A 26,999-nucleotide genomic window follows, 5' to 3' on the forward strand; every position below is an offset into this window, starting at 1 on the left:
GGGTGGCTGCTCTACGAGCACGGGATCGAGCCGCACGTGACCGTCTTCGACAAGTCGGCCCGCACCGACGGGACCTTCTCGCGCGAGGACTTCACCTATGATCATGCCGGGGATATCTATCGTTGCCCCGGTGGCAAAACCCTCACCACCACAGGGACGCCGGTGAACGACGATGCGACGATCCTCTACCGTGCGAGCAAGCACGATTGTCAAGCATGCGCTCTGAGAAGCAGGTGTTGCCCCAACACTCCGGCCCGCAAAGTGCCGCGCTCGATCTACGAGGGCGCTCGCGACATGGCGCGCGAGATCGCAAGATCATGGGAAGGCCGCACTTCACGTCGGCTCCGGAAGAAGATCGAGATGCTGTTCGCGCACCTCAAGCGCATTCTCAAGCTCGATCGGCTACGACTAAGGGGTCCGAATGGCGCACGTGATGAGTTCACCCTCGCTGCAACCGCTCAGAACCTTCGTAAGATGGCCAAGCTGATCCCGATGCCCATCAAGCCGACTCGTCCGCGGAACAGCGGGCGTTCACGACGAAACTACTGCCGCCTTTTTCAACGGAATCGGCCCTTCTCGGACCTCGTGCAACGTCATCTTCTGCGTCGTTGTTGGCGGATAAGCGGACATCGCGGATTACCCTTAGGTCAGAGCGGCTCACTTTTAAGGAGCCGACCACAGAGTCATTGTCCGCCGCCGACCGCGTGATGCCGCGTTCGCGGCGTCGGAGATCTCTCGCAGCGGCGGAGCGCTCACCGACGGCCGGTCGGCAGTGAGCGGGAGACGGCTCCACTCACGCGGGGCCGTCTCCATTTCGCGGGGCGTGCCCTTCCCCCGTGACGACCAGAATACATAGGAACGTTTGGCTCATGGCCGGCTTTGGTATTCGCGCCGGGAATACCGGCGCTGACTGACCGGAGACTATGATTGCCCCAACTCCCAGCTGGGGCTTTTAAGCAGAGCCGCAGAGAAGTGATGCGAACCTCGGATTGACTCCCCGCGAGCGTGCCGACATGCCTTGGATCCTTGTGTGTTTTGGCCCATCTCATTGTCGTGACGATCGCTAGCGTCATTTTCGGCCTGACGTGAAGCGCAGCGCGCACGGCGTCGAATGCGATGGGTTATTACTCTGCTGCTTCGTGAGACCTGCCGCCTCGGAGGCGAATAACCCATCCGCAGCCAAGCCCCCTTTCTAATGCATGAGCATCGGTCGACTACGCCCGAGGAGTTGGTCGCGCGCACGCTAACACATCGAGTTCGATAGCTTGAGCCGGCAGAGGCCGCCAACAATGCGCCATCGTTGGCGGCAGTAGAGCGACGGCCTTGATCTAGATCATGCGATTTTGAGGCGGTGCGCCTAACGGCGCTTCGCCGCATCCCTGTCGCCCTTCCAAGCCGAGAACGCCTTAAACGCTTCCAGCCTGACTTCCTCGCTTGGCTTGGTGTCGGGATGCAGCGCCTTCGCAATCAGGCTGCCTGCCTTGAAGGTCAGGCCACCCGCCTTGGTGATCTCATTGTTGTACCAGTCCCACATCTGACGAAGCTTGAATTGCAGCTCCTCGTTCTTCTGCTTGAGGTGGGCAACTTCGCTGGCCGCCTTGGTCTGGGCAGACTTGGCGGCACTCTCCCGGCAAGCAAGCGCGTTCTCTAGGTCGAGTACGCGCTGGTGAAGCAGATAGTTCTCGGCCTGTGCAAGTGCCAGCTCGGCCTTGGTGGTTGCGGCACGCAGTGCCTCGATGTCCGCGGTCCGCCTCGTGCGCCAGCGCGCCTGCCTTTCTGCACTGCTTATCACGATGAAAGCCATCGGTCCAAATCTAACATGATAACACTCCCCCGTCCGGCATGAGATCAGATCGAGATGGCCCGCCATCGTGAAACGCGGCCGTTCCTGATCTGGACGCCGGTTCACGGCTTGACGTAGGTCCAGCCATGCTCCTGCAGTTCCATCACGCGCACTACGCCTGACCTCACGACCTTAGCTTCCGAGATGAGCGGAATCTCCTTGCTTTCGACCTTGCTCATGTATTCGCGGGTATTGCCGCAGGCTTTGAAGGAAATTTCCGGACTGCTCAGCGCAAGCGCCTCAATTCGCGCTTTTACCGGCGAGGTGTCGTCGCGCAGCATATGAAGGCCAGGGCCAAAAGTGACAACCTCGATCGACACTTTCTCGCCGAGATCCTTGTAATATTGGACGACGTTGCTCGCATTGTTGAGCGCAAGGTTCATCATCGCCGTGTCGTTGCTGTTCAATTGCAGGATAAGGCGGTGCTGCTTATTGGTATCCTGAGGGAGGTTCGTTTTGGTAACCGCACTCTGCGCTGATTGTTGCTTGTTCACCTTCGCTTCCGACGACGGCACGACCAAGAGCAGTGCTGCAATCGCCGTCGCGGCTCCTACCATTTTCCTGAGGCTCGTCATGGAGTTCTTCCGATCTGGTGGCCATTAGTTGCGTGGCCCGGCAACGACGTGTGGCCATTTGCACGCCGCTGCCAGCTTCTCTCGCGCCGTCTTTAATCCGCCGAGCGAAAAACGCCCGTCTTGGGCGACACCCGATCGAGTGGTGAGTCGAACCGCAATGTGACCGTCCTCGGGGAGCGACTGCAGCAGGCCTACGATGTCACCTGTGAACGCAGCGCCGGCTCCAAACGACGGCGAACCTGCCGCAAGTTGCACCGGCTGATCGCTATTCACGCGATAGGTAATTCTGTAGCCCGAACTGCTGCGAGAGACGGCCGGTCCTGAGACCACCAGCTCGGTACGGCCACCGCGGCAGTAAATGGCGAGCTGCATCGACGAGCCCTCGGAGCCCGCGGTGGCGGTCACCATCGGCGTATAATTTACCGGCGAGGTAGTCTCGCTGATGATCCAGTTGTCGCCGGCCCTCGCCGCGCGATCCGGCGCTGCGATATCACGCGAGAGTCTGTCCAGACATTCCAGGCGCTCTGCATCCTCTATGATGATGGAGCAAGCGCGAAGATGCGCCATTGGATCGGCCGCGCCTTGCGCAAAAGCGATCCCGCTAGCAACTTCGAATGCGATGGATAGAAGGATCGCCTTCATCGCGACGCCCGGGGTGCGCGCGCTTGACGATCCAGCCATTCCTGCGCCGCCGCAAAGCGATCGAGGCCAGGGACTGTCGCAGCGAGATTGATCGACTTCCATTTCGGGTCGAAGCCCGGGCCTTGCAGCCTGCCTATACGCGAAAACAGCATGTCGACAAAGCGGGCGACGCGCTGATAGCGGTTTGTTTTTGCGGCCCAATTGAACGCGACCAGTGCGGTCGGTACCGCAATCGTTGACACTTGTTCGCCTTGCTTGATCAGTCCAGGGTATTCGGCGGCCTCCAACACCCCGGGAAGATAGTAATCCTCGAATTTGCTTTCGTATTCTACCGGAAGGAACTTGAAGCCCGGCTCCCAGCGTCCCTTTACGAAGGCGTCAACCGGCTTCGACGTGATGAAGACGACGGCTGCCATCTCGCCTTTGCGCATCTGCTCCAGTGCGACCTGATGCGGAATGAAAGTCTTTTCTGCATTGATGCCTAGGCGGCTGAAGATCAGTGGCCCCGAATATGCCGCAGCCGTGCCCTGGGTGTTGAAATTTACCTTCTTGCCAGCGAGATCCTGCAAGCTCTCGATCTCAGGGCGGACAAAGATATGCAGCTCCGACGGGAAGAGATTGAGTAGGTAAGTGATCCGACGCCGGATCTCCGGCACCTGAATCTTGTACTCTTCGAGCGCGTCGGAATTGATGATCGCCGTATCAACGCCACGCAAATAGAGCAGCGAGTTCAGATTTTCCGTGGCGCCCCGAGTGACGATCGGCAGGACATGCAAATTCGGGCCGTCATCGACGACGCGGGCTATCTCGGCCGCGAGACGTAGGGGCGCACCTTCGAGCAAGCCGCCGGCGAGGCCTACGGTCCAGGCGTTCATCTTCTCTTTTTCGATTTGTGGTAATACACGGCGGACGTCTGAGGCTCCGCCCTTGGCGGTTTGCGCGCATACGTCAGTCGATAGAAGCATCAGGAAAACGGGCGTCCACGCGGCGAGCAGCAGCAACGAACGTGGTTTTGCGGCGATGTTGTTCATCTCTACCCTCCACCAAGGGCAGCCTCTTAGACAGCGCCAATGCAAGCGTGATCTTCTCACTGGCGCGCGTCGAGTCGGTCCTATGCCTTCCTAAGGAGCCCATAGCGGGAAAAGGTGGCAAGGTCTGCCCAATAGTGAACGGAACACGGATGATAAAGAGCAACAAAGGGGAACTGATTAGGCCGACAAAGTGAAGCCGCCCCCAAAGGGCGTGGGCGGGGCACCTTAAGTTAAGGCTTGCGGAGCCCACAAGTAACGCTACGTCCTCGAACACCAGATTAGAAGCGTTTCGCGATTGACGTGTCTGTTCTGCAGCCAACACTGGAACAACGAAATCCTCGGCTCAATTCCCTCGGGAATTTTAGGAAAAGTACCGAGCGCAATGTTTTCGAGCTCGTCCGGATAGATCAGGATCGATCTCGCGCACCACGGGAGAGAAGGGAAGCGCGGCGGCTGATGGTTGTTTTGTCGTTACCTCACTGGGCACGACCTTGGCTGAGGGGATGGGAATGAGTTAATGGCCTTTGTAGTGCTCGACCAAACTAGGTCCGCCGCCAGCGTTTCTCAACCGCAAGCATAGAAAGATAGGAACGCATTCTAGAAATTCCGCGTTGACCAGATGCGGCGGTGCAACAGCCGCCGCAGGGTCCCTGTCCCTTTGCGCGCTCCGCAACCCTACGGGAACTGACCCTCAACCGTACAGCGCGAGCGGAGCGAGGAGCGGTAGGACGGCAATGCGATATATCAAACTCGCAATCCTAGTTTTGGTATATGCGCCGATATCATCGCCCACGTTTGCGCAAACCTGTTGCCCTGCCGGCTGTGCGCCAGAGGCCAATCGGTGCGTGACCACGGGTCCGCTGTGGACCAGATGCGTTCCCATCGCCTGTACCGAGGGTTCTCGAACGCCGACCGCCAGGGCTTCCGGCCCTACAGCCGAACACCGAAAGAGCGCAGTGCTCGCCCGCCCGCTGCGCACAACGCGTGTTTACGTGGCCCCACGTCAGATCCCCACGCATTGCCCATTGCTAAATCCAACCAAAGCGCAGGTCGACGAGGCGACCAATCAATGCGTGAACGCGTTGACTCAAAGTTCGCAGTTGCGGGAATGCATTTTCGAGGACTATGCCGGTAGGGCCGAAGACAAAAGAACTGGCCTGAGCTGCCCTGACCGTCAAGCTGCGCTGGCTAGGCAGTGTCTAAAACGCTGCACCAACTACGCATCCGATACGACCCACTTAGTATGCACCGGCAGCTATCCGAACACCGTCTGGCATATCTCCTTTGGAGATATCGCGGGCGACACCGGCAATTCCGCGCGTGTAGACCTCTGCGGGCCTCCGCTAAGAAGCATCTTCGCGAAAAAGCCGCCACCGGGTTGAGGGTTATGTCAAAAGGTGCAAGGGCGACGACTTGACCATGCCGGTGAGGGCTCGCTCGCCCCCATGGGAGCCCCCTTGCGCGACGCTTGTTGAGGGTCTGCCGACGCGCCAAAAGGTTGGCGTTCCTACCGCAATTGCAAACGATGCGACCCGATACGGCGGGCGGATTGATTTAAATCAAACGAGCTTGCGGCAGAGTTGGCGTGGGCATTGGCGCGGCATTAAAAGTTGGCGCTTCCCTTGTTTCAGTTGACCAACGCTTGCGCTCCGGCTGTGCCCGCATCCGATATGTCGCCCGCGGATTTGCCAGCCCTGGTGCGCAACAATGGCGCATGGGTTCAGTCTCGAAAGGACGCTTGATAGGCGCACGTGCTGGTGACCGTCATATCACTGGCGATTATCGGAATCGGTATCGGGATCGGGATCGCTCCCTAGTCGCGACCCAGCCGAACCGATGGCGCGTGGTGAACTCCGAAGTGAGAGGTCTCCCATCGAGCCCTCACTGATGTAGGAACAGGCCCACACCCTTTTCGTTGTTGTGCGAAGCGAACCTTCGCGAACTGCCTTTATTTCAAGACGACGCAACTTTTTGTGCGGAACTCCGCACGTATCCAAAGAAAGGTAGACATGCAAGCGCATCGAACTTTCCTGAGCTTTGCATTAGCGATCGTTTGCGGCATCACCCTTCAGAGTACCGCGTTCTCGCAAGAGTATCGGGGAACGTGGCAACAACAGCAGGCCTGCACACCCGACGTCTGGCGGCTATGTGGCGCGCAAATACCCGATGCGAACAGGATCGTGGCTTGCTTACGGCGAAACACTCCGAACCTCAGCGATCGGTGCCGCGCGGTTTTTGCACAAGGCGACGCGCCGTCACGTGGTGAGGATCGCGACTACGGGCAAAGGCGTTACGATCGAGATTATGGACCGCGTCGCTACGATCGTGATTATGGGCCAAGGCCCTATGACAGAGACGACGGGCCAAGGCCTTACTACGGTCCAAGGCCTTACGATTATTACGACGAATAAAGTGGAAGATAGTCTTTCCGCAGCAGACCTCACCAGAGGTCCAAGTTTTCGGCACAACGGGTATAAATGAGGCCGCCGAACTGAGGCGGCCTCTGATGGCATTAGCGGTAGCCTTTGCACTTCGTCTCTTCTTTGTACTCTCCATTGCGCTCCCGTTTGCGCTCGATCTTGCACGGCCCTCTGTAAAATTCCTGCTTGTACTCGCGTGCTTCGTTATAGCTGCGGCCGTAGTAATCACCGCGATCGTACCCCCCAAAGTCGGGTTGGGATCAGCCAAAGCCGGGCCGGAAAAGACCATCACGCCGACCATCACCAAAGCCCGTTTCATATGTCAGCTCCTTGTAGGTTCCAGGGGCAACCACCTCAGAACAGATTTGTTCTTTCGCAGGATGAGTGCACGCTTTGGCTAGCGTCGCGAAAATAACGCGGCCGGATTGAAAGCGCCGTTTCATGATGTAAATCAAGGGACACATCTGGCTCTCCGACATCCGTCAGGCATGACGTCAAAGCCACGCCTCGAAGATCATGCCAATGACCTGCGAGAAAAAGCGGCCGCCTATGCGATCTCAGCCGGTCTCGTCGGCTTCGGCGTATGGATCGCTATTGCCGGCCTAAGCTCCAGTGCACCCGCCATATGGATTTGCGCTGCTCTCATCCCCATCGGGGTTGGGCTCGTCAGCGCTTTCGGCCCCACTTAAATCGATCGGAGGGTCCATTGGGCTCGCGAAAATATGGGGCAGTAACCGGTACCGGTACCCGCCCGATTGCGATCCCGGGAAACGGGGGGGTCGAGCCTCTACCTCCTTACCGATGCACCCCAAACAGCACGTTCACCGCCATCGCCGTGTGAGCACGTGCCAATGATTTCCAGGTGCCTTCGCCATTTAGCGTCTTCCATGCCGTCTCGATTGGGCCATGATGTCCGTTGTGTTCCGTCGTGGTTCGAGGTCTGTGATGAGCGAGTATCAACGCCTTCCGCGCCGATCGCAGCGCTCCCGATGAGCGTAGCAAGAGGGAGGGACCGATTATGGCGATTTCGATTTCTACGATCGTGGCGGGGGCTCATCTTGTCGTCGCAGTGGCCGATCAGGTACCTACGTTCGACATCGCCCGAAGTTGCAAATTGGATACGGCCGCGACGGCCAGCGATTCAGTTCAGCAGTCCCTCAACAACTGCGTGGACGATGAAAACAGGGCCCGACAACAATTAGGGAGCCAGTGGTCCAAATTCTCGGCCGCCAGCAAGGCGCAATGCATTCCGCTGGAGGGTATCGGTGGTGACCCCAGCTATGTGAGCCTTTTGACCTGCCTGCAAATGGATAAGTGGGAAAAGGACGACTAGATATCAAACTGAGACACTATCAGGTTAACCGGTAGCGGTACCGGAGCGACTGCGATCCCGACATACCGCCCCGGGGGGACCCCCCACCCCTTTCAGCCACAGGCACATGCTTCCCTAAACCGCGATAGGAGCCCTGTGGAGCGTCCCCGCATTCGGCTGGCTCAAGGACAAGGAAGCGCGATGATCGCACAGTCGGCTCGCGCTGAGTCAGCAGATGGCTCCGATCAAAGCGGCATAGGTTATCGCAGAGACCGACAACGTCACAGGCTACGAGCTTCGGCCGAACCGGATACGCATCGCCGCACAGCTCATCGATGCGTCAACAGGCGCGCACCTTTGGGCGGATCGTTTCGCCTGCGCACTCGATCGCGCCGAAGCTCCAGCATGAGGAGATCAAGCGGGCCAGGCGCAAACCAATCGAAAATCTGGATGCATACGACTATTACCTGCGTGGGCTGGCGAAAAATTATTGGACCAAGACGCGATCAGCGAGGCGCTCCGGCTCTTTCGCGAAGCGATGAAGAGCGACCCCTATCTAGCCTCGGCCTATGGCATGGCCGCGTGGTGCTATGCGCGGCGCAGGGCAAATGGTTGGATGATCGATTGTGCGAAGGAGAGCGCGGAAGCGAAGCGGCTGGCCCGGAAAGCAGTGCATCTGGGAGCAGACGACCCGGTAGCCCTGTGTATGGGTGGATATGCTCTCGCTCGTGTAGCCTATGAGTTCGAGGATGCTGCGGCTTTCATGGATCGAGGACTAACGATCAATCCCAACTTCGCGCAGGCTTGGATGCTCAGCGGTTGGCTGAGAGCCTGGATGGCGAGCCCAAACTCGCACTTGAGCACGTTGCGCATGCCATGCGCCTGAGCCCGCTCGATTCGTGGATGTACGGCATGCACGGAGCCATGTCGTATGCCCATTTTGTCGCGAGCCGCTATGAGAGGGCGTCGTCATACGCCGAAAAGTCGATGCGCGACAATCCAGGCAATCTGCATATCCGCAGCCAGCAACGCACTCGCCGGACACCTTGAGCCAGCACAGAAAGCCATGAAGCGGGCGCTCGAATGTCGTCCCGATTTGCGTGCCTCCATTCTCAGCGATTTAGCGTCATTTCGCCGAGAGAAGGACCTCGCCAAGTTCGCCGATGGTCTCCGCAAAGCAGGACTTCCGGAGTGATTGTGAGTCGCTTTCGTCGGCCACAAGTTGTGCTTGTGTATGACGCCGATGTCCGAGACAGGTCTTGGCTGTGTGAAAACGCGAAGACGCTCAATCGCGATAGAAGAAGTTATTCATCCAAGACCGCTTCAGGCCTTCAATTCCCAAGCGCATTCACTTTAGAAATCAAACTGGAGAATGTCCTTCTCGTCGCGTTTTGACTTTTTGCGTTTTTACACAGCCAGGGTCAAAGGTGGAAGGTGCCCAGCGAGCAGATGTTTTTCCGTTTCACCCCTGAAGGCTGACATCCTAGCGGACCATCCTCGGAGCTTAACCTCGGCAGGGTTACGCTCCATGTGTGGCGGGTGCAGGATTAGTAGCTTTGACGTAATGCGGGGGGAGCTGCAGGGGATAGGCTCTCATTTGCGCTTTCCGTGTTGCGACCCTGCCCCTGTGAAGGTTAGAATCGGAGCGACAAGCGCTTCCAAGCACCTTACATTAATTGAGCATGCGCCCGCACGGGGAGCTGTAGGGGAGCCAGCAAGGCGGGACGGCGCGACAACCGCAACTCTTGTCCGAGAAGTCCCAGTAGTCCTGCGGTGGTCGGCTCTACTCTCAACAGCGGACATCATGGCCAGCTCGCAGTCCGTCTGCGTTGGGGCCAATAGCAGACCTCAGTGTCTACCGGGCCTTAGCCCGCTCTACCTCCGATACTGTTGCAAAACTCGAAAGTTGTAGGGCTCAAGAATTTTCACGAAAACACTAAGCAGCGAGCGATCGCTGATTCGTATGACCTCAGTCGCGTTACCGAAGTCGCCTGTGAATTTTGCGTGAGGCCGTGACGTCCCTCACATCTTGTACACGAAAGTCGCGCCCACGGCCCGCAGAATTTTGACCATCGGCGAAAATCGACTTTGCAACACAATCCCTCCAAAAGCGGACATCACAGGCGCCAACTGGCAAGTCCGCTTAGGCCCGCTTTCAAGCGAGCCGATTTGGTTCCTGCGAGAATTCAATTAGCCTTGTGGCCCAGGAAGGCCGGGATGTCGCAAACAACTTGCTCGATCGAATTGCGCACAGCGGAAAAGCGGCTGTATAAATTCGGCCGCGGTGCACTACTCTCGATCCGCTGGGCGCGGCTATGATTTTCCTTGCGCAGCCTGCTAGCGAGTTCCGTAAGTGAGCCCGTTGGTTGCGTCTGGCGCGTCGCACCAAGATTATCGATGCCGGTCGCTACCACCGACACGCGGACAATACCTTGCAGGCTTTCATCGAAAGTGGCGCCGACGATGACGTTGGCGTCCTTATCGACCTCTTCGCGAATGCGGGTCGCCGCTTCGTCTACCTCGAACAGCATAAGGTCCTTGCCGCCGGTGATGGAGATTATGAGGCCACTGGCGCGCTTGATCGACGGGTCATCGATCAATGGATTGGAAATTGCGGCCACGGCTGCATTGAGCACGCGCTTTGTACCGGAAGCCTCGCCCCTGCCCATCATGGCTTTGCCCTTCTCGCGCATTACGGTGAGAACGTCGGCAAAATCGAGATTGATCAGGCCTTCCTTGACTACAAGGTCGCTAATGCAGGCCACACCGGAATAAAGCACTTGATCGGCCAGCACGAATGCATCGGCGAAGGTGGTCTTCTCGTTGGCCACCCGGAAGAGGTTCTGGTTTGGGATGACCAGCAGAGTGTCCACCGCCCTGAGCAGTTCCGCGATGCCTGCTTCGGCAAAGCGCATGCGGCGCTGGCCCTCGAAGTGGAACGGCTTGGTGACTACACCGATGGTGAGAATGCCAAGCTCACGGGCCGTCTTGGCTATAACCGGCGCTGCCCCAGTGCCGGTACCGCCGCCCATGCCGGCAGTAACGAACACCATGTGTGCGCCGGTTAAATGATCGCGGATCGAATTGATTGCCTCTTCGGCCGCCGTGCGCCCCACTTCGGGCTGCGAGCCGGCACCAAGGCCTTGGGTGACTTGGGCGCCCATCTGGATGATCCGGTTGGCCTTTGACATGGCGAGCGCCTGTGCGTCGGTATTAGCGACGATAAATTCGACGCCTTGCAGCTCAGACGCGATCATGTTGTTGACGGCATTGCCGCCAGCGCCGCCGACCCCAAACACGATAATGCGCGCCTTCATCTCGCTGATATCGGCAATGCTGGTCATTTTTCTCTCCCGATTGCTCGGCTACGTCGGGGACACGCATGCTTACCCACGAGCAGCCTTGCGGTCTGCTGCCATTAAGTCCGCAGCTAGGCGCCCCGGGGGGGTGCAGCTAGTCCGCGGCTGTCGATCGAGCCATCATCAGCTCGGCCATCTTCCGAAGAAAACCTTCGAGCCGCGCCGTCGCCTCCTTAGCTGCCGTAGCCTCGGCGGTCGCCTGTAGCACTTCAACCATCAGCCGATCGGCGCGCTCACGCTCGAAATCGGCCCGGTGACCCGCTGCTGTTGCTTCGAGCCGCGCGATCTCCCCTGCAATGCTGGATCTTTGCAGCTAGGAAGACATTGCCTGCTTCACGTGGCCGACGCTTGTGCCGTATTTCCGTGAGATCCACGCTCACCATTGCTTTGCCGTCATCTGAAAGTGAGCGCGGCAGCCGGAGCCGCTTGACAAGCGAACGAGCGGCATTAGGCGAGATTGTCAAGCGGGCGCCAAGTGCGGCATATGTCAGTGTTTCAACAGGCACCGGCTGTTCTCCTGGAACGAACCGCGCGGTCTATTAACCGAAAAGTAACCGGAAGTTAAGTTGTGATGGTTAAGAGATCGTTAACAGTGGGCGGATTCCGCCAATTGAGCGTCCCGCGACCAGAATGGATGGTTGCCTATCAGACTTCACCTCGGAAACGCGCCGGCGCCGTGGGACACGCCGAGCCAATCTTTATTGTCCGCCCTATGTCGACCGGCTGGTAGGAATGTCCGTCTCGGGTCAAAATCGCCTTTCGGCAGGACACTTCCGGTCTTCCCCACTAACCGGACATAATCAGCGCCAGTTGGCATGTCGCAAACGGGCCATTAGCGGAAGTCGCACCCATTCGATCACTTCGTCGTCATGTTCAGCACTTGGCTGCCATGGTCATTCGGGCAGTCCGGCTTTCCCCAACCCTTCTTCGAACCGCGAGAGGTCTTCGGGCCGATAAGGGCCTACCATGTCTTTAAGAATGGAAACACGTAGTGTGGGATTCAGTTGCCGCAGCCGGGCCACTGCCTTATGCGCCTGCTTCAGCCGATCCGCCATTGCATTGCTTGCGGCGGCGATACGTAATCCAGGTGGAAAGTCTGGATTGTCCCGCAAAGCCATTGCCGCCCACGATGCCGCTTCGCTGTAGCGGCCCAGGAAGAAAAGCGCATGCGCGGTCCCGCTTCGCATACGTGGCACCCGCGGATCAAGTGGGCTCAGGCGTAAGGCACGCGCGAACCGCTCGATCGCCGCTTCGGGCTCGCCGAGCCAGATTTTGGCCCAGCCGCCGAAAAACAATGCCTCGGCCATATTGCAATTGAGCACCAGCGCGCGATCGATTAAGGCGGCGGCTACCTCAAGATCGCGAACAACAAACGCTAATGCATGCCCGGCGGCGGCGAGCGCGATCGCGTCATCCTTATCCTTGCCCAACTCAACCGCCCGCTGAGCAAGCCTTTTCACTTCGGCAATCTCGTTTGCTGTGACTGAGATCCAGCCTTCGCTTTTGGCAAAGGCGTAGCAAGCGGCAGCACGACCATAAGCCGACGCAAAATCGGGATCGAGCTCGATCGCCCCGTTGAACAGACGCAATGCCTCCTCGTTAGTTTGCCGGTTGGCAAACTGATAAAGCTCGGCCAAACCGCGTAAATAGCGATCATAAGCGTCGAGACTCTCGGTCGGCTTGCGCTTGGCACGCTCGATCTCGGCCTTTTCCATTGCCGGCGCGATCGCCCCGACAATGCTCTCGGTCACCTGGTCCTGTAGATCGAAGATGTCGCCGAGCCCGCCATCGATGCGGTCAGCCCAAAGATGGGCCCCCGTGGTGGTATCGACGAGCTGTCCCGTGATGCGCACCCGGTTGGCCGCTTTGCGAACGCTCCCTTCCAAGACGTAGCGCACCCCAAGCTCGCGCCCGACCTGCTTCACGTCAACAGCGCGCCCCTTGTAGGTGAAGCTGGAGTTGCGGGCGATGACGAACAGCTGTCGGAAATGCGAAAGCGCAGTAATGACCTCCTCGACCATTCCGTCTGCAAAATACTCCTGATCGGGATCGCTGCTCATGTTCTCAAACGGCAGCACGGCGATAGACGGCTTGTCTGGGAGTGGAGGGACCACACATATCCTCTCGGTCGGGGCGTTATGCGCTCCCGCGCGTACAGCGTAGGCGCGGACAGGCCTGGAGATGTTCTTGAGCCGCTGCTCGCCGCGATCTTCGAAGCCAACGTCTAACTTGCTTTCGACTTCGCTGTACACCTTCTCGGAAATCAGGATGCCGCCCGGATCCGCGATGCCCTCCAACCGGACAGCAATGTTGATCCCTTCGCCATAGAGATCACCGTCCTGCCCAACGATAACGTCACCAAGGTTAAGCCCGAAGCGGAACCGCAGGGGGCTGCTGTCCGAGGCAGCGAGATGATCCTGCATTTCGACCGCGCATCTCACCGCGGCTAAAGGACTCGCGAACTCGGCGAGCGCGCCGTCGCCCGTAGTCCTGATAAGTCGCCCATCGTGGCGGGATAGGCTAGGTTCGATCAGTTCTCGCTTGAGCCGCTCAAACTCGGCGTAGGTGGCTTCTTCAGCGCGTTCCATGAGCGCGGAATAGCCGACCACGTCAGCGGCCAAGATCGCCGCTAATCGCCTTTGAACCCGGTGCTCCGTCACAGCGCCCTCCGAACGACCAGGCAAACACACGTCGCTGAGACAAGAAGGAGCCTAGCACTTTGTTGTGGACCTGGGAGCGGAAATCGCGGGAGAGCCCTATTGCCCCAAGCGCCGGCTAGTCACTTCCGGTCTGCCCGATAGACGGGCGATTTGGGGGCCGCCCATGGGACAATCGCGTGGGGTTGACCCTTGGGGCGGTCCAATCGCGTACCGTCCTATTTTCATGTGTGCTACCTAGCTGGGTAGTAAGATGGTAGCAGGAAAAGCAGATCATGACTGACGTTCAGGTCAATCTCGTCGTTCAGCACCTTTGCGAGCAATTGCACTTGGCGCTCCGATTGAAGGGCAGCGAGGCACATCCACCAAACGCCAAGGATATTGGATTCCATCCTGCCTCTGTAAGAACTGTATTGCTGACCGGCTTGCGTTCGGCGGGTGTCACGATCCACCACGAGGTAGCCGGGGCGAGCGAAGAGCCGCCGTGGTCCTAAACGCAAAACGCGGGACAGAAGCCCCGCGCCAATGTCTCAGTTGGGTCAATCGCGTCATTTTGGTCGTCGGCCGACTACTTCCGATCCTCCCCTAGAAACGGACATCATCAGGGCCGGTCGCCATGTCTCAAAGGTTGCCCCAATAAGCGACATCACGCCCTGAGAGCGGTTTCATCCGGGAGCAGATCTGATCTTTCTGGAGCTACCGATTCCCGCCGTGACAGTGGAAACAACGGCACCGTTACTGTTACCGTACCCCCACGCGCTTGAGAAAGCCGCCAGGGTTCGCAGAGGGTGCACCTCATGGCTTGGTCCAAGCTGGCCGAAGCGCCGCGCGCGCGTCGGCGACGCCCAAAAACGCCACTCCGATCCGTCGTTCCTTGCGCCACACACTTCGGCAACCTCGCTACACCCCGCCGTGTCGGATCAGCGTTTTGAGATCGGGCGCTGTGCCGCCGCGCTGAAACGCCAGCAAGTCGAGCGAAGGTGGTTCGCCACCCGTCAAGATCGATAAGCACGCATGTGCTTGTCCGCGATGATGGGTCTGGTGATTGAATAGGTGCAACAGAATATCCGCGAGGACCTGAGACTGCGGCATCCCGGAGGATGTCTTGTAGCCGTGGAGACTGGCAAGTGTCACTTCGTCGTACTGATCGACAACCGCCATCAACCGATTGTCTTCATCGATACGCGCCCAGGTTAATTCGGCACGGTCTTCATACAAAATAGCGTCAAGACGATTCGGATGGTTGCCTTCACCGGTCAGCCGTTTCAGCCAGAGGCGGTCGGTCAGCAGCAAGTAGTTTAATGTGCCGTGCAGACTGCCGAAGACGACGCCGATGTGAAGCCGATATGCCTGTTCCGATAGATCAAGTGCAGCGGCATACAGGCGCGCATTGGCCCAGCGATTGTAGGCCGCAAGTTGCCGAAACTGGGAGATGGTCATGATTTTGCCTCCCGCCGTTAATTGGGGTCACTGGGCATTCTTGCCGCTGAAACGCAGGACTGAGATTTGCAAACGAGTCGCGCCCTCGGCGGCTTAGAACTCCGTTACTCGCCGTCCGATCGCCTGGCTCGGGATTTATTTTTCTAACCATGTGCGTTCTCCCTTTGCTGTGAAGCGCCAACTGAAGCGGACCCCAAACGATCACATCGTGAAGAGGGCACGGCCTGCGCCCGAGGTGAGCTAGCAGGCTCAAAGTAAGCATTTTGCGTAATCATCGCCGTGCGCCGCGCGCAGCGAGTGCTCAGTGGAGAGACCGGCCAAGGGGACTGTCGGGCTGTATTGAGAGTGCGATGCCCGCTGACGGCATCCCCCGCTGCCCATTCACCTCCACGGAGACGTCGACGCGTCCCGCCTCGATGAGCAGCTCCAAAGAAGACTACCCGATCCCACGTTCATCCAAAAGAGGCCTCACATGGCCGGGGCGCGGCAGAAGCAATTCGGTTCAAAACCAGTGACCCAAACGTCCGAAAGGGGTCAATCGCGCCGCTTTGACGGTCGGCCTGCCACTTCCGGTCTACCCCGCTCAGCGGACATTCGCAGGGTACGTCGGCACGTCTCAAACGGGCCACATCCGGACTCATGCGCTGCAGCAGTCTGCTCTCTATTCGATCAGCTCGTCGGCGCGGGCGAGAAGGAATGACGGGAGTGTGAGGCCGATCGCTTGCGCCGCCTTAACGTTAATGACCAACTCGAATTTGGTCGGCTGCTCGACCGGAACCTCTGCTGGATTGGCTCCCTTGAGAATCTTGTCGACCGACCGCGCTACCGCTTGGAAGCTTCCCCCATGTTGGGGCCGTATGTGATGACGCCGCCCGATGTGGCAAAGGCTGGCCATCCGGAGACCACCGGTATTCGCCGTCTCCCTGAGACCGACAAGCGCCTCGACCGCGGATACGGACCCCGTCCATCGCCAGCAGGAATGGCGTCGTCAGATATGTCCACACGGCTTCGCCGTTGAAATAGGCACGGTGTAGCGGATCCCAGGGCGTGTGCATCTGGTGGCCGGCGAAGGAATCCCGTGGCGCGAAACGCTCGGCGACCAGCATACCATCGAGCTTCTCGATGGCGACCCGATCCGGCGTGAACATCGTCCGCTGATCGGGAGCCCCGTACGGCGTGACGGACGAACGCTCCTCATGCAGCCACACGGTCATGCGCCGCGGATTGCGATCTTGCAACAGGCCTTTGAGGGGAAAGAGGCCGCCGCCTGTGACAATGGTGGCCTCAACCTTGTTGTATCCTTGCCAAAGCTCCAGACCACCGTGCGCATCGAGAACCTTCGTAAGTAGCTCGTTCATGGCTTTCGTCTCCAATCCTCAAACGAAATCGGATTAGGCCGAAGTTCCGTCTGGTTAGGCCGTCGGGATAGTAGCCGGATATCTGCGGGCGCGCCGCTGACGAGGGCGTTGCCCCGGGATTGTGGTGCTCGTGGACTTACCCCTTGTGCGGCTCTAAGTTACGCCGTCTTAACCTGCCCCGATATGGCAGATTTGAGAGCTATCCGGTCGAATTGTGGAAGAGGATTCGATGGATCGCCTGGAAGCGATGTCGACCTTTCTGGCCGTCGTGGCTCGAAAGCGACGGCCGCGCGCTGTGACAAAGGGCAGCATGGTTGGTCTCTCTGCACTGCTGCTTGCAGAGGCTCAATTCCCCTACGCGAGCGTCATGGCACGGGAAACGATCGGACCACACCGTTCGGCTCCGGAGCTGACGGTGCTTTCCGCCGAGGCGGAGCAGGCAATGGCGTCAACACCGGGCTCTGAGTTCAGAGAATGCGCGCGCGAATGCCCGGTGATGGTTGTGATCCCGGCGGGCAGATTCGTGATGGGCTCACCCGATCACGAACTGGACCGTAGAGCCAGCGAAGGTCCGCAGCACGAGGTGATCATTCGCGTGCCATTTGCGATTTCCAGATTCGAGGTGATGTTCGAGCAATGGGACGCTTGCGTCGCTGCCTCAGGGTGTGCGCGCGCAACCGATGCATGGGGCCGTGGCGAGATGCCGGTAGTCAATGTGAGCTGGGACGATGCCAAGCAGTATGTCGGCTGGCTTTCGCGATCGACTGGGAGGGATTATCGACTGCCGACCGAGGCTGAGTGGGAATACGCCGCGCGCGCCGGCGCCGCCAGCCGCTACGCATGGGGCGATGAACCTGGTGCGGATAACGCCAACTGCAACGGCTGCAGCGATAAGTGGACCTTACAGACCGCGCCCGTTGGATCGTTCAAGCCCAACGCGTTCGGCCTGAACGACATGCACGGCAATGTGTGGGAATGGACTGAAGACACTTGGCACGACAGCTACAACGGCGCGCCTGCGGACGGTTCCGCATGGATCGAGGGCGATCCAGACTATCGGACCATTCGCGGTGCTTCCTGGCACAACGAGACGGAACTGGTTCGGGCGGCGGTTCGCTTCCCACGTCACCGCAAGGTTCAGTTCGATACGCTGGGATTCCGCGTAGCCAGGACAATGAGGCCGTGATCCGTCTGTGACGCCGGCGTAGCCAATCCGCTATGTCCATATCGACCTCCCACAGCGAGAGGTGGGTCCTTAGTCGCAGCAGTAGCTACCGCAGCTGCAACAGCACACCATGTTCGGTTCCCGCCGGCTGCTCGTGGCCGTTTCATATCGGCCGCCAAAATCACCCTGCTCCACTTCTTGACCTCGTCGGAAATCAGCTTGGCGAAGTCGGCTGGCGACCCGCCAAGAGTTGTGCCGCCCAGATTGGCAAGCCGCGCTTGGAGTTTCGTATCGGCGATGCTGACGTTGATTTCCTTGTTCAGTTTTTCGATGACTTCTGCCGGTGTGTGCCTTGGACCGCCAATGCCGTACCATGAACTTGCCTCGTAACCGGGCAAGGTTTCGCTCAGAGCTGGAACGTCTGGCAATATTGGCGAGCGTGCCACCGTCGTTACCGCCAGGGCGCGGAAACTGCCGGCCATGACATAGTCGATCGATGAGAGTAGCGGGCCAAAATAGACCTGCGCTTCGCCGGTGAGAAGGGCATGAAATATCTGCGCCCCCCGATAAGGCACGTGAAAGAGATCGACGCCTGCCATCGTCTTGAACATTCCGCCGGCCAAGTGGGACGTAGATCCGGTCCCGGCTGACGCCATATTGACTTTGCCGGGCTTGGCCTTCGCATAGGCGATGAACTCCGCGACTGTCTTGGCGGGAACCGACGGGTGAACCTCCATGACCAAGGGCACACGAACGATACCTGCGATCGGCGCGATATCGCGGATGAAGTCGAAGTTAAGCTTGAGCATGGTCGCATTTATCGCGTTTGCTGTGGTAACCAACAGCAGCGTGTAGCCGTCCGGGGATGCCCGCACGACGGCCGCAGTTGCGATGTTGCCGGTAGCGCCACTGCGGTTCTCGACGACAAATGACTTTGCAAGTCGCTTCGACAGTGATTGACCGATCAATCGCGCGACGATGTCAGGTGCTCCGCCGGCACCAAAGCCTTCGAGCAGGTGCACCGGTCGCGTCGGGTAGCTCTGCGCGCAAGCGAACCGGGATAATGCGGGAAGCGTAGCAGCGGCCGCTGCCAGATGCAGGAATTGGCGGCGTGCAACTTTCATTGCGGCCTCCCCAAACGGCTGGCATGCGGAGCCGCACCGCTCGATCACCTCGTCTGCACAAGCGAAGGCGGGCTTACTCTGGCAATCCGGCTTTCCGCAACCCCTCAATCAACAGCTTCGCGTTTGATAGCCCGCCCCGAGTAATGAATGCCGATATCGTAAAGGCGGGATCGACCTCAAGCAGACGTGCCGCGGCCGCACGTGCCTCAGCGTCGCGTTCGAGATGAGCGTAAGCGGATGCAAGACAGCGGTAAGTCGCCGAATGGGAGGGGTTCTGACGCTGGGCTTTCTTCCCGGCGACGATGGCCTCGTCAAAGCGACCAAGCTCAATAAGGGCCCACCCCATTCCGACAAATACCCGGTGTAGCGTTGGATCTAGCGGGCTCATGCGAATGGCACGTTCAAAGCTCCGCACGGCTTCTTCCGGCTGCCCCGCATTTCGATAGACCATGCCTTTGGCGTGCCATGCGGTATATGAATTTGGATTGAGCGCAACAGCCCGGTCAGCCATTTCGATCGCACTCTCGCTATCGCCGACCAAGAACGACGAGACTGCGCTCGCCCTCGCCAACGTATCGGGATCACCATCGTCGATGCTCAATGCCAAGTGAAGGAGCCGCACCGCTTCGCTGCGTTCGAATTGAGGATCAATCGCATAGCCCAACGCGACGTTAAGCATATGACAGTTCCCTGCCAGAGCCGCGGCAAGGCCGAACCGAGGATCGATCTTCAGGCAGCGATGAGCCAGCCTGATCGCCTCAGCATACCCTTCGCGGGTGGACGAATAGTACTGCTGCATGGCTCGGAGATAAAAATCATAGGCCGTGAGGTTTTCCGGTCGAGGTCGCGTCGCTATGGCAATTTCCGTTTGAAGCAATTTTGGCTGAATGGCTGAGACAATAGCGACCATTACTTCGTCCTGGAGAGCGAAGATATCTGTCAGGTTACGCTCGAACCTGTCCGCCCAAATGTGCGCGCCTGTTACCGCGTCGATCAATTGCCCTGTGATGCGAACTTTTCCTGAGGCCTTGCGCACAGACCCCTCGAGGACATAGCGCACGCCAAGCTTGCGTCCGACCTCCTTGATATCGACCGCTCTGCCTTTGAAGGTAAAACTCGAATTGCGAAATGTGAGTTAGGACGAGCTGCTTCACGTCGCACATAGCCGCAAGCGCCGCCGCTTCACCTGCGGTGAGATGTCCGTAGTCGCGCGCAATCGCGGCGTGGCGGTCCAGAAACGTGGCCTCGATCACCAGCACGTCCGCGCCGCGAGCTACTTCGGCCAATCCCTCGGTGGTTTCGGCATCGCCCACGATCACCAGCTTCCTGCGCCGCTCTGGCGGTCCGAGGACGCTTTCGGGATCAATTGTCGTACCGTCAGCAAGTGTCGCCGGTCTTCCTTCCGCCAGCTCCTTGCGAACCGGACCGTCGGGCACACCGAGGGTGGCGAGGCGTTCCGGGCGAAGGTGACGGCGAGCCCGACTTTCAAAAGAGAAGCCGAAGCTGTCGGTATCGCGGTGGCGGACCGGGAAGCAGGCAATTGTGAACTGGCCTCCGTCAATGACCTGACCTGCCGTCAACGGAACAAGCTCGAGTGGAATGGGTGCCCTTCCCTCGCCCCAGAGGCCGGCGAGCATCCCGACGACGATCTCGAGCGTGGCCGGGCTTGCGTGAATCGTCATGACATCAGCGCTCTGTCGCAGCCGCAAGATCGAAAAGAGACCGGGAATGCCGAGCACGTGGTCGAAATGGCCGTGGGTCAACAAGAGCCGATCGAGCCTTCGAAAGCCCGCGCCGCAGCGCAGCAGCTGGCGCTGCGTCCCCTCTCCGCAATCCACCAGAATGCGGTGACTTCCGGCCTCGACGAGGAGACCAGGATGATTCCGTTCCGCCGAAGGAACGCTTGCCGACGTCCCGAGGAAGGTGAGCGCGAACATCGTAGGCCTACCGGCATTGGTAGCCGAGAATGCTCACGGCCTGGCTTCTCCGATCACACGGTACCTCATTTAGGCGGACTTGCGCTGCGTCCTGGCTGCCGGCTTCTTTGCCGCCGTCTCCTTCGGCTTTTTGCCGACGATCGGCATCAACATTTCCTTCTGTCCGGCTGCCGCCTTGCGCGGCTTTTTCACAGGCTTCTTCGCAGCCTTCGTTTCGGCGGCAGCCCCCCGACGCTTCGTCGCAACGCCTCCATCAGATCGACGACGTTCTCGCCACGAGGTCGCTCCTTTGGCGTGATCGGCTTGCCGGCACGCTTCTGGTTGATGAGATCGATAAGGGCGGTTTCATACTGGTCCTCAAATTTCTCCGGCTCGAAGCGTCCGGACTTCTGATTCACAATATGCTTGGCGAGATCCAGCATGTCCTTGGTAACTTTGACCTCCTGGATCTCGTCGAAATACTCCTGTTCGGAGCGCACTTCGTAGGGGTATCGCAACAAGGTGCCCACCAGCCCTTTATCCAGTGGCTCAAGCGCGATGATGTGCTCGCGATTGGTGAGCACGACGCGACCGATCGCGACCTTGTTCATCTCCCGGATGGTTTCGCGTATGACCGCGAAGGCGTCGTGACCCACCTTCCCGTCCGGACGCAGATAGTAGGGACGGATCAGGTAACGTGGATCGATCTCGGACTTCTCGACGAACTCGTCGATCTCAATGGTACGCGTGGACTCGAGCGCGATCTCTTCGAGCTCTTCCTTGGTCACCTCGATGAATTGGTCTTTCTCGAGCTGGTAGCCTTTGACGATGTCCTCGTTCGGCACCTCATCACCGGTGTCCGCATCGACCTTGAGGTATTTGATGCGGTGGCCGGTCTGCCGATTAAGTTGATTGAACGAGATTTTCTCGGACTCGGAGGTGGCCGGATACAGCGCGACCGGACAAGTGACCAGGGACAGACGCAGAAAACCTTTCCAGTTGGCGCGCGGGGCCATGTACGCAGAACTCCGTTTTGGGGCAGCTCGGATTCAAGACGATCGAAAGGGGCTGGTTCCGACACGCCGTCCTGTTTCGAGACTGTCAATTCGGACGTGGTCGATCGCAATCCCACCCCTCCGTTCGTCGGACTCGACATTTGTTCTTGATATGTTCTAATCATGCCATGAGCGATCGACCCGCGGGTTGGCGGATGCCTACCCCGAAACAAATGGAAAAGCTGGGCGCTTCGATCGGCAGAAAGCCGGTGGTGACACCCCCTCTCGGTCCGCAGGACGAGATGCCGGACGAATATTGGCATGCCGTCCTGAACGATGCCCAATTCGAAACCAGATCTTCGGAACGATCGAGCGCAGGGCAGCGCCTCTCCGAAATCCCGCAGCATGTCCTGCGAGTGTTCTGTCACAGGTGCGAGCGCATTGTCGAGATCCAGAAGGCCGACGCCATCCGCCTGTACGGCCAGCAAGCGAACTGGAGGGAGGTCGGGCAGCGACTGCTAAACAACACCTGCCAGAACCGGACTGGCCGCCACGAGGAAGATGGCTGCTGGCCGACCTTCGAGCCCATCTGATAACGGCCCGGCGACGTTCCGGATGGCCCTCAAGCATCACCCGACGCCTCTCTCCGGCGGAGACCGTAAGGCCTTGAAGAGGGAGCTTGGCAAGGCGCGGACGATGACAGGCATTTTGGCCTCGCAGTCGGACGAGCTGCGCGCCAAGGGGGACGCGCTGATACGCCAGGCCGATCGGCTCCTGGCTGAAAGCTGGAACGAGCGGATGTGGGCGGACGGAGAACCGATCGATCCATCTCCGACCGTCGATCAGGCGATAAACGGCGGCTATCCTTGGCTTCAGATCGAGTGCTCGCGCTGCAGGGCGCCGAACCAGGTCGATCTCGCTGCCCTGCCCCATCCACCGACAACCTTCGTTCATGATCTCGCCGGCAGGCTGCGTTGTCGGAAGTGCGCTAATGCGGGCCGGCGCCCCTCGGCGACGCTGCTGCAACTAACTCAGCGGCCGCGCAACGTGGCTCCGGAGGACTGAACGTGTGCAATCTCTATTCGATGACCAAGAACGTTGACGCGATCCGTCGCCTGTTCAGCGCACTCAACAGTCGCGTTGGCAACTTGCCTTCAATGCCCGGCATCTTTCCGGACTACCCAGCGCCGATCGTTCGCAACGCGCCCGACGATCGGGAGATCGTCATGGCTCGATGGGGCATGCCGTCCTCCCAGCAGGCGCTCCTGGACGCCACCAGGAAGCGAGCCCAGAAGCTCGAGTCCAAGGGTAAGCCGGTCGATTTCAAGGAATTGCTTCGGATGGAGCCGGACAGTGGCACCACCAATATCCGAAACGTGGGCAGTGCGCATTGGAAGCGATGGCTCGGGACTGAGCACCGTTGCCTGGTCCCCTTCACGTCATTCAGCGAGTACGACACGATCGATGGCAAGAAGGTTCCGGTATGGTTCGCTCCGGACGAAAGCCGCCCACTGCTGGCGTTCGCCGGCCTCTGGACGAACTCGACCAGCGTCCGCAAGGCCAAGGAAGGAGAAGTCACGATCGATGTCTACGCCTTCCTGACTTGCAAGCCGAATGCCGAGGTGGAACGCGTGCACCCGAAGGCGATGCCAGTGATCCTGACGACAACCGAAGAGTACGATGTCTGGCTGCGCGCCCCTTGGGACGAGGCCAAGGCGCTCCAGCGGCCGTTGCCGGACGGGGCGCTGAAGATCGTTGCGACCGGCGAAAAGGAAGATCCCGCGCTGGCCGCCTGAAATATTGCACGCAGGCGGACGGAACACGTGGAAAAGCAATAGCCATGCAATTCGGAATCCCTGACCTGTGTTAGCAGCCCGGGAACGGACGGCGGGGCGAGAGGATTCGGCCCCGTAGGAGCGATTTCGAATGCTGATGACGAAGGAGAGGCAACGAGCCATCCGGACGCTACGGGGCTGGGCGATTTCGGTGCTCAGCGAGGCCGGCGCCATTCGCGAATGCGAGGAGCACGGGTGGATGCAGGACCGCGCCGACCCGCATGCCCGCGACCGCGCATTCCAGATCGCTCGGACGGATCCGCCGGCCGGCGTTTCGTCCCAAGTGGCTGCCGTCGCGATCGCCGAGGTGCTGGACTCGATCGGCGACACCTGCCCTGAATGCCCCCCGGCGGATTAAGGCTGACTTGGCCGCGACTTGGCTTGCGGTGCGCTGTACAATCCGCCCATGGTCCCTCCCGATCCGGCACACAGCGTTTCGACAACGTCTCACCGCAAGATCATCCATATCGACATGGATGCCTTCTACGCGTCGGTCGAGCAGCGCGATAATCCGGACCTGCGGGGCAAGCCGGTGGCAGTGGGCGGTTCGGCCGAGCGCGGCGTCGTCGCTGCCGCGAGCTACGAAGCCCGCCAGTACGGCGTTCGCTCGGCCATGCCGTCGGTCACCGCGAAACGGCAGTGTCCAGACCTGATCTTCGTCAAGCCACGCTTCGAAGTTTACAAGGCGGTCAGCCGACAGATTCGGGAGATCTTCGCCGAGCACACGCCAATTATCGAGCCACTTTCGCTCGACGAGCCTATCTCGATGTCACCGAAAACCTGCAAGGCATTCTGCTTGCCAGAGACGTCGCACTGCGGATCCGAGAGAAGATCAAGGCTGAAACAGGCCTGAACGCTTCGGCGGGCATCTCCTATAACAAGTTCCTGGCGAAGCTCGCTTCCGATCACCGCAAACCCAACGGGCAGTACGTCATCTCGCCGGAGATGGGGCCGACTTTCGTCGAGACGCTACCGGTCGAGAAGTTTCACGGCATCGGGCCGGCAACCGCTGCCAAATTCAACGCGTTCGGGATTTGGACCGGCCTCGACATTCGCAACCAGTCCCTCACCTTTCTGCAGGAGAACTTCGGCAAGTCCGGCACCTATTACTACTGGATTTCGCGCGGCATCGACGAGCGCCCCGTACGGGCCAATCGTGTCCGCAAATCGGTCGGCGCCGAGAACACTTTCTTCACAGATCTCACGGAATTCGACGCAATGGTCGCCGAGCTCCAGCCGCTGATAGATAAGGTCTGGGGACATTGCGAGTTGGCGGGCACCAGGGGACGAACGGTGACACTTAAAGTGAAGTTCGCTGACTTCGAGATCATCACGCGCAGCCGATCCGTGTCTGCGGTGGTCGCGAACCGCGACGATCTCGCGCGTGTGGCGATCGGCCTGCTGGAAGACGCCATGCCCCTTTCAAAAGCGGTGCGCCTCCTGGGAGTGTCGCTGTCTTCCCTGCAAGGCGAAAACGACACGGAGCCGCAACTGGATTTCGGGATTTGAACTCGAATACGGCGAATGTCACTCCAGGTACGCAGCTCGGCCTTGAGGACTTCGATTTCGATCTTCCGTCGCGCCTCAGGCGGCGGCTGCGCACCGCGCTTCGCAAGCTCCTCCGCAACCCGCTGTTTCACGGCAGCCGGGGGCCGCATCCGCACCACGGCCTCCTGCGTCTCCTTCTGAGCTTTCTCAGCGGCGAATCGCAGCAGACCTAAGTCGTCCTCGGTCAGGCCGGGCTCGTCGGTTTCGAGTTCGATCCGCTCTCCCTTAGTGGGAATGCGAAGAAGGTTGCCTGCGCTGGGGAGGTGAAGGCCAATGCCACGTTGCCGCAACTGCTCATCCTGGGCGAGACGGTCAGCGTGGACGCGAGCGGCAATCGCAGCAATGTCCTCGTCACTCATCGCCGATAGCGGCCCGCGGGCCAACAGTGAGCGAGCCTCTTTTATCAGGCCGGTGGTTTCCGCCACCTTCGCTGCAACGATGCGTTTCGCCCGCTGCTCTTCCTTCTTCGTGAGTCCGAGCGACTTCCAAAGTTCAACCTTCAACGTCCGACGTGAGGCGTTGACGAGCGTGCCCAGGTCATCTGGCCACGCGGCTGGAACAGGCTTGCTTGCGAGATCGTCAGTAGCTTGAAGCGAAAGTAGGCCCAGCCCTTCCGCCATACGAGGTGCGTCATCCGAATTGCCATAGCTGTAGCACGTTCGTGTAGCAACGGCAGTCTTCAAGCGCCTGTAATATCGAAGCTTTCGATATTTCAATGGGTTGGTGGACGATGGCGCGCCATTCAGAACAAAACTACGAACTCATATGTGATTGAAATTTCTGTATAATCTTCGGTCGCACCTGGGCCAGCCTGGCGATAACACCGGACGTGGAGCACATCGCGTCGATCTGCAAAATTGCCGATGCTGAGCTTGACGATGTCGATGACCTGCGAAGCTTCCCAGCCTAGCGCTTCGTCTTGGGAAGCACCATCCTGCCCTGTGAAGCAATGCTCCCCCACCTGCTGGACCAACTGACTTCCGAGGCGGAGGGTCGCTCGGCGTCTCTCTGACCTCGGGCACCCTGCAGCGCAAACAGTGCGCCTTGGGGATCGACGCATCGCGCGATCCAGCATCCATCAGCCAATTCGATCGGACCCTGGAGGATCCGGCCTCCGCCGTTATTGACGCGCTTGGCGGCCGCACCGATGTCGTCGACATTGAAGTAATAGAGCCAACACGGCTGCGGCACGCTCGGAAGCTTGGTGAGCATGCCACCGATCGTCTGCCCGGCGGCCGAAAACAATTGATACAGGTCAGCCGGTTCGGTTTCACCGTGGGCCTTCTGCCAGCCAAACAGCTCGCCATAGAAATCAAAGATCTTGTTCCGGTCTTCAGCCAGCAACTCATGCCAGCCCACGTGCCCCAGCACGTCCAGCCCGTCGGGTTGCCGTTGGCGATATGTCAGTCCGCTGACCAGTGCAAAAGTCGCCTTTTGCGGATCGGCGACCACCGAAACCCGGCCGATATTGCTTTCCGTTGGCGGTAGCAAGACAGCGCCTCCACGACGCCTGATCCGTGTGGCCATCGCATCCATGTCATCGACTGCGACGTAGCCGACCCATCTCGGAGTTGCCCCCAATCGCCGCCCCTCTTCCGGGAGATCCATAAGCCCGCCTACCGGAACTTCTCCGGCAGTAAGCACCGTGTAGGCCAGTTCCGTAGTCGACGCATCCTTCGCACCCCAGCCGACGACCTTGCCATAAAAGGCGCCTGCTGCCGCGACGTCCGTGGTCAGGAGTTCATACCAGGCGAAGCGTCTGAGTTGACTGACCAAGCC

General features: G+C 59.4%; 21 protein-coding genes and 4 pseudogenes. 11 read left to right on the forward strand and 14 right to left on the reverse strand.

What is annotated here, in order from left to right; genetic code table 11:
* A pseudogene (locus AC0QUY_RS37825) lies at positions 1 to 498 on the forward strand (transposase); the annotation flags it as partial.
* 859 nt (positions 499 to 1,357) lie between these two features.
* Here the strand turns inward: AC0QUY_RS37825 and AC0QUY_RS37830 are convergent.
* From AC0QUY_RS37830 to AC0QUY_RS37845, 4 genes are all read right to left on the reverse strand, one after another.
* Entirely contained in the window at positions 1,358 to 1,804 is a 447-nt protein-coding gene (locus AC0QUY_RS37830; protein WP_161849298.1) for a hypothetical protein, read from the reverse strand.
* Positions 1,805 to 1,905: 101 nt separating this feature from the next.
* Positions 1,906 to 2,418 carry a DsrE family protein gene (locus AC0QUY_RS37835; RefSeq protein WP_246738368.1) on the reverse strand — a complete coding sequence of 171 codons (513 nt, stop codon included), beginning with the start codon at positions 2,416 to 2,418 and terminating at the stop codon, positions 1,906 to 1,908.
* Between the two features lie 24 nt (positions 2,419 to 2,442).
* The gene (locus AC0QUY_RS37840; RefSeq protein ID WP_246738369.1) at positions 2,443 to 3,099 is read right to left on the reverse strand and encodes a hypothetical protein; all 657 of its coding nucleotides are present in this window, start codon (positions 3,097 to 3,099) and stop codon (positions 2,443 to 2,445) included.
* Positions 3,057 to 4,061: a TAXI family TRAP transporter solute-binding subunit gene (locus tag AC0QUY_RS37845; RefSeq protein WP_475391087.1), complete on the reverse strand. Its 1,005-nt coding sequence runs from the start codon at positions 4,059 to 4,061 to the stop codon at positions 3,057 to 3,059. Before AC0QUY_RS37845 ends, AC0QUY_RS37840 begins: the two co-directional genes overlap by 43 nt.
* A gap of 3,468 nt (positions 4,062 to 7,529) precedes the next feature.
* Here AC0QUY_RS37845 and AC0QUY_RS37850 point away from each other — a divergent pair.
* Positions 7,530 to 7,844, forward strand: a complete 315-nt coding sequence (locus tag AC0QUY_RS37850) for a hypothetical protein (RefSeq protein WP_161849300.1) — start codon at positions 7,530 to 7,532, stop codon at positions 7,842 to 7,844.
* Positions 7,845 to 8,642: 798 nt separating this feature from the next.
* Positions 8,643 to 8,873, forward strand: coding sequence for a hypothetical protein (locus AC0QUY_RS37855; RefSeq protein ID WP_475391088.1), 231 nt, complete (start codon positions 8,643 to 8,645; stop codon positions 8,871 to 8,873).
* A gap of 1,136 nt (positions 8,874 to 10,009) precedes the next feature.
* On the opposite strand, the gene ftsZ is transcribed toward AC0QUY_RS37855, so the two are convergent.
* Both ftsZ and AC0QUY_RS37865 read right to left on the reverse strand, forming a co-directional pair.
* Positions 10,010 to 11,167, reverse strand: coding sequence for a cell division protein FtsZ (gene ftsZ / locus AC0QUY_RS37860; RefSeq protein ID WP_475391090.1), 1,158 nt, complete (start codon positions 11,165 to 11,167; stop codon positions 10,010 to 10,012).
* A 908-nt stretch (positions 11,168 to 12,075) separates the two neighbouring features.
* Positions 12,076 to 13,842, reverse strand: coding sequence for an adenylate/guanylate cyclase domain-containing protein (locus AC0QUY_RS37865; RefSeq protein ID WP_475391091.1), 1,767 nt, complete (start codon positions 13,840 to 13,842; stop codon positions 12,076 to 12,078).
* Between the two features lie 272 nt (positions 13,843 to 14,114).
* On the opposite strand from AC0QUY_RS37865, the gene AC0QUY_RS37870 reads away from it, so the two are divergent.
* Positions 14,115 to 14,333, forward strand: a complete 219-nt coding sequence (locus tag AC0QUY_RS37870) for a hypothetical protein (protein ID WP_475391093.1) — start codon at positions 14,115 to 14,117, stop codon at positions 14,331 to 14,333.
* A 406-nt stretch (positions 14,334 to 14,739) separates the two neighbouring features.
* Here AC0QUY_RS37870 and AC0QUY_RS37875 read toward each other — a convergent pair whose 3' ends face one another.
* The 3 genes from AC0QUY_RS37875 to AC0QUY_RS37885 form a co-directional block, all read right to left on the reverse strand.
* Positions 14,740 to 15,279 (reverse strand): DinB family protein, encoded by a 540-nt coding sequence (locus tag AC0QUY_RS37875; protein WP_475391094.1) that lies wholly within the window; start codon positions 15,277 to 15,279, stop codon positions 14,740 to 14,742.
* A gap of 661 nt (positions 15,280 to 15,940) precedes the next feature.
* Complete coding sequence (locus AC0QUY_RS37880; protein WP_475391114.1) at positions 15,941 to 16,084, reverse strand: ABC transporter substrate binding protein; 144 nt, start codon at positions 16,082 to 16,084, stop codon at positions 15,941 to 15,943.
* Positions 16,017 to 16,637, reverse strand: a complete 621-nt coding sequence (locus AC0QUY_RS37885) for a hypothetical protein (RefSeq protein WP_475391096.1) — start codon at positions 16,635 to 16,637, stop codon at positions 16,017 to 16,019. Before AC0QUY_RS37885 ends, AC0QUY_RS37880 begins: the two co-directional genes overlap by 68 nt.
* A 229-nt stretch (positions 16,638 to 16,866) precedes the next feature.
* Here AC0QUY_RS37885 and AC0QUY_RS37890 point away from each other — a divergent pair, with 229 nt between their 5' ends.
* On the forward strand, positions 16,867 to 17,823 hold the full coding sequence (locus AC0QUY_RS37890) for a formylglycine-generating enzyme family protein (protein WP_475391097.1): 957 nt from the start codon (positions 16,867 to 16,869) through the stop codon (positions 17,821 to 17,823).
* On the opposite strand, the gene AC0QUY_RS37895 is transcribed toward AC0QUY_RS37890, so the two are convergent.
* The 4 genes and pseudogenes from AC0QUY_RS37895 to ku all read right to left on the reverse strand — a co-directional run bounded on the left by AC0QUY_RS37895 (position 17,775) and on the right by ku (position 21,858).
* Positions 17,775 to 18,926 (reverse strand): tripartite tricarboxylate transporter substrate binding protein, encoded by a 1,152-nt coding sequence (locus AC0QUY_RS37895; protein WP_475391098.1) that lies wholly within the window; start codon positions 18,924 to 18,926, stop codon positions 17,775 to 17,777. The genes AC0QUY_RS37890 and AC0QUY_RS37895 overlap by 49 nt on opposite strands.
* 73 nt (positions 18,927 to 18,999) lie before the next feature.
* Positions 19,000 to 19,962 carry a tetratricopeptide repeat protein gene (locus AC0QUY_RS37900; protein ID WP_475391099.1) on the reverse strand — a complete coding sequence of 321 codons (963 nt, stop codon included), beginning with the start codon at positions 19,960 to 19,962 and terminating at the stop codon, positions 19,000 to 19,002.
* Between the two features lie 88 nt (positions 19,963 to 20,050).
* Positions 20,051 to 20,863, reverse strand: a pseudogene (locus tag AC0QUY_RS37905) (MBL fold metallo-hydrolase); the annotation flags it as partial.
* 69 nt (positions 20,864 to 20,932) lie between these two features.
* Positions 20,933 to 21,858 (reverse strand): annotated as a pseudogene (ku, locus tag AC0QUY_RS37910) (non-homologous end joining protein Ku).
* A gap of 194 nt (positions 21,859 to 22,052) precedes the next feature.
* Between ku and AC0QUY_RS37915 the strand changes: the two are divergent.
* The 6 genes and pseudogenes from AC0QUY_RS37915 (at position 22,053) to AC0QUY_RS37940 (ending at position 25,393) form a co-directional block, all read left to right on the forward strand.
* Complete coding sequence (locus AC0QUY_RS37915) at positions 22,053 to 22,430, forward strand: hypothetical protein (RefSeq protein ID WP_475391100.1); 378 nt, start codon at positions 22,053 to 22,055, stop codon at positions 22,428 to 22,430.
* A gap of 22 nt (positions 22,431 to 22,452) precedes the next feature.
* Entirely contained in the window at positions 22,453 to 22,902 is a 450-nt protein-coding gene (locus AC0QUY_RS37920) for a hypothetical protein (RefSeq protein WP_475391101.1), read from the forward strand.
* A 2-nt stretch (positions 22,903 to 22,904) separates the two neighbouring features.
* Positions 22,905 to 23,633, forward strand: coding sequence for an SOS response-associated peptidase (locus tag AC0QUY_RS37925; RefSeq protein WP_475391102.1), 729 nt, complete (start codon positions 22,905 to 22,907; stop codon positions 23,631 to 23,633).
* Between the two features lie 130 nt (positions 23,634 to 23,763).
* Positions 23,764 to 24,030, forward strand: coding sequence for a hypothetical protein (locus tag AC0QUY_RS37930; RefSeq protein ID WP_475391104.1), 267 nt, complete (start codon positions 23,764 to 23,766; stop codon positions 24,028 to 24,030).
* Between the two features lie 48 nt (positions 24,031 to 24,078).
* Positions 24,079 to 25,181 (forward strand): annotated as a pseudogene (gene dinB / locus AC0QUY_RS37935) (DNA polymerase IV).
* Complete coding sequence (locus tag AC0QUY_RS37940) at positions 25,178 to 25,393, forward strand: hypothetical protein (protein ID WP_475391105.1); 216 nt, start codon at positions 25,178 to 25,180, stop codon at positions 25,391 to 25,393. The pseudogene dinB and the gene AC0QUY_RS37940 overlap by 4 nt, the downstream one beginning before the upstream one ends.
* 733 nt (positions 25,394 to 26,126) lie before the next feature.
* Here the strand turns inward: AC0QUY_RS37940 and AC0QUY_RS37945 are convergent.
* Positions 26,127 to 26,996, reverse strand: coding sequence for a VOC family protein (locus AC0QUY_RS37945; protein ID WP_475391107.1), 870 nt, complete (start codon positions 26,994 to 26,996; stop codon positions 26,127 to 26,129).
* Positions 26,997 to 26,999 lie beyond the last annotated feature (3 nt).

The sequence above is a fragment of the Bradyrhizobium sp. WYCCWR15520 genome, from assembly GCF_056174665.1.

Excerpts from the sequence above, each read along its gene's own strand:
- AC0QUY_RS37830 (WP_161849298.1), bottom strand. The coding sequence starts at position 1,804 with ATGGCTTTCATCGTGATAAGCAGTGCAGAAAGGCAGGCGCGCTGGCGC.
- AC0QUY_RS37835 (WP_246738368.1), bottom strand. The coding sequence starts at position 2,418 with ATGACGAGCCTCAGGAAAATGGTAGGAGCCGCGACGGCGATTGCAGCA.
- AC0QUY_RS37840 (WP_246738369.1), bottom strand. The coding sequence starts at position 3,099 with ATGGCTGGATCGTCAAGCGCGCGCACCCCGGGCGTCGCGATGAAGGCG.
- AC0QUY_RS37850 (WP_161849300.1), top strand. The coding sequence starts at position 7,530 with ATGGCGATTTCGATTTCTACGATCGTGGCGGGGGCTCATCTTGTCGTC.
- ftsZ (WP_475391090.1), bottom strand. The coding sequence starts at position 11,167 with ATGACCAGCATTGCCGATATCAGCGAGATGAAGGCGCGCATTATCGTG.
- AC0QUY_RS37870 (WP_475391093.1), top strand. The coding sequence starts at position 14,115 with ATGACTGACGTTCAGGTCAATCTCGTCGTTCAGCACCTTTGCGAGCAA.
- AC0QUY_RS37875 (WP_475391094.1), bottom strand. The coding sequence starts at position 15,279 with ATGACCATCTCCCAGTTTCGGCAACTTGCGGCCTACAATCGCTGGGCC.
- AC0QUY_RS37885 (WP_475391096.1), bottom strand. The coding sequence starts at position 16,637 with ATGAACGAGCTACTTACGAAGGTTCTCGATGCGCACGGTGGTCTGGAG.
- AC0QUY_RS37890 (WP_475391097.1), top strand. The coding sequence starts at position 16,867 with ATGGATCGCCTGGAAGCGATGTCGACCTTTCTGGCCGTCGTGGCTCGA.
- AC0QUY_RS37895 (WP_475391098.1), bottom strand. The coding sequence starts at position 18,926 with ATGAAAGTTGCACGCCGCCAATTCCTGCATCTGGCAGCGGCCGCTGCT.
- AC0QUY_RS37915 (WP_475391100.1), top strand. The coding sequence starts at position 22,053 with ATGCCTACCCCGAAACAAATGGAAAAGCTGGGCGCTTCGATCGGCAGA.
- AC0QUY_RS37920 (WP_475391101.1), top strand. The coding sequence starts at position 22,453 with ATGGCCCTCAAGCATCACCCGACGCCTCTCTCCGGCGGAGACCGTAAG.
- AC0QUY_RS37930 (WP_475391104.1), top strand. The coding sequence starts at position 23,764 with ATGCTGATGACGAAGGAGAGGCAACGAGCCATCCGGACGCTACGGGGC.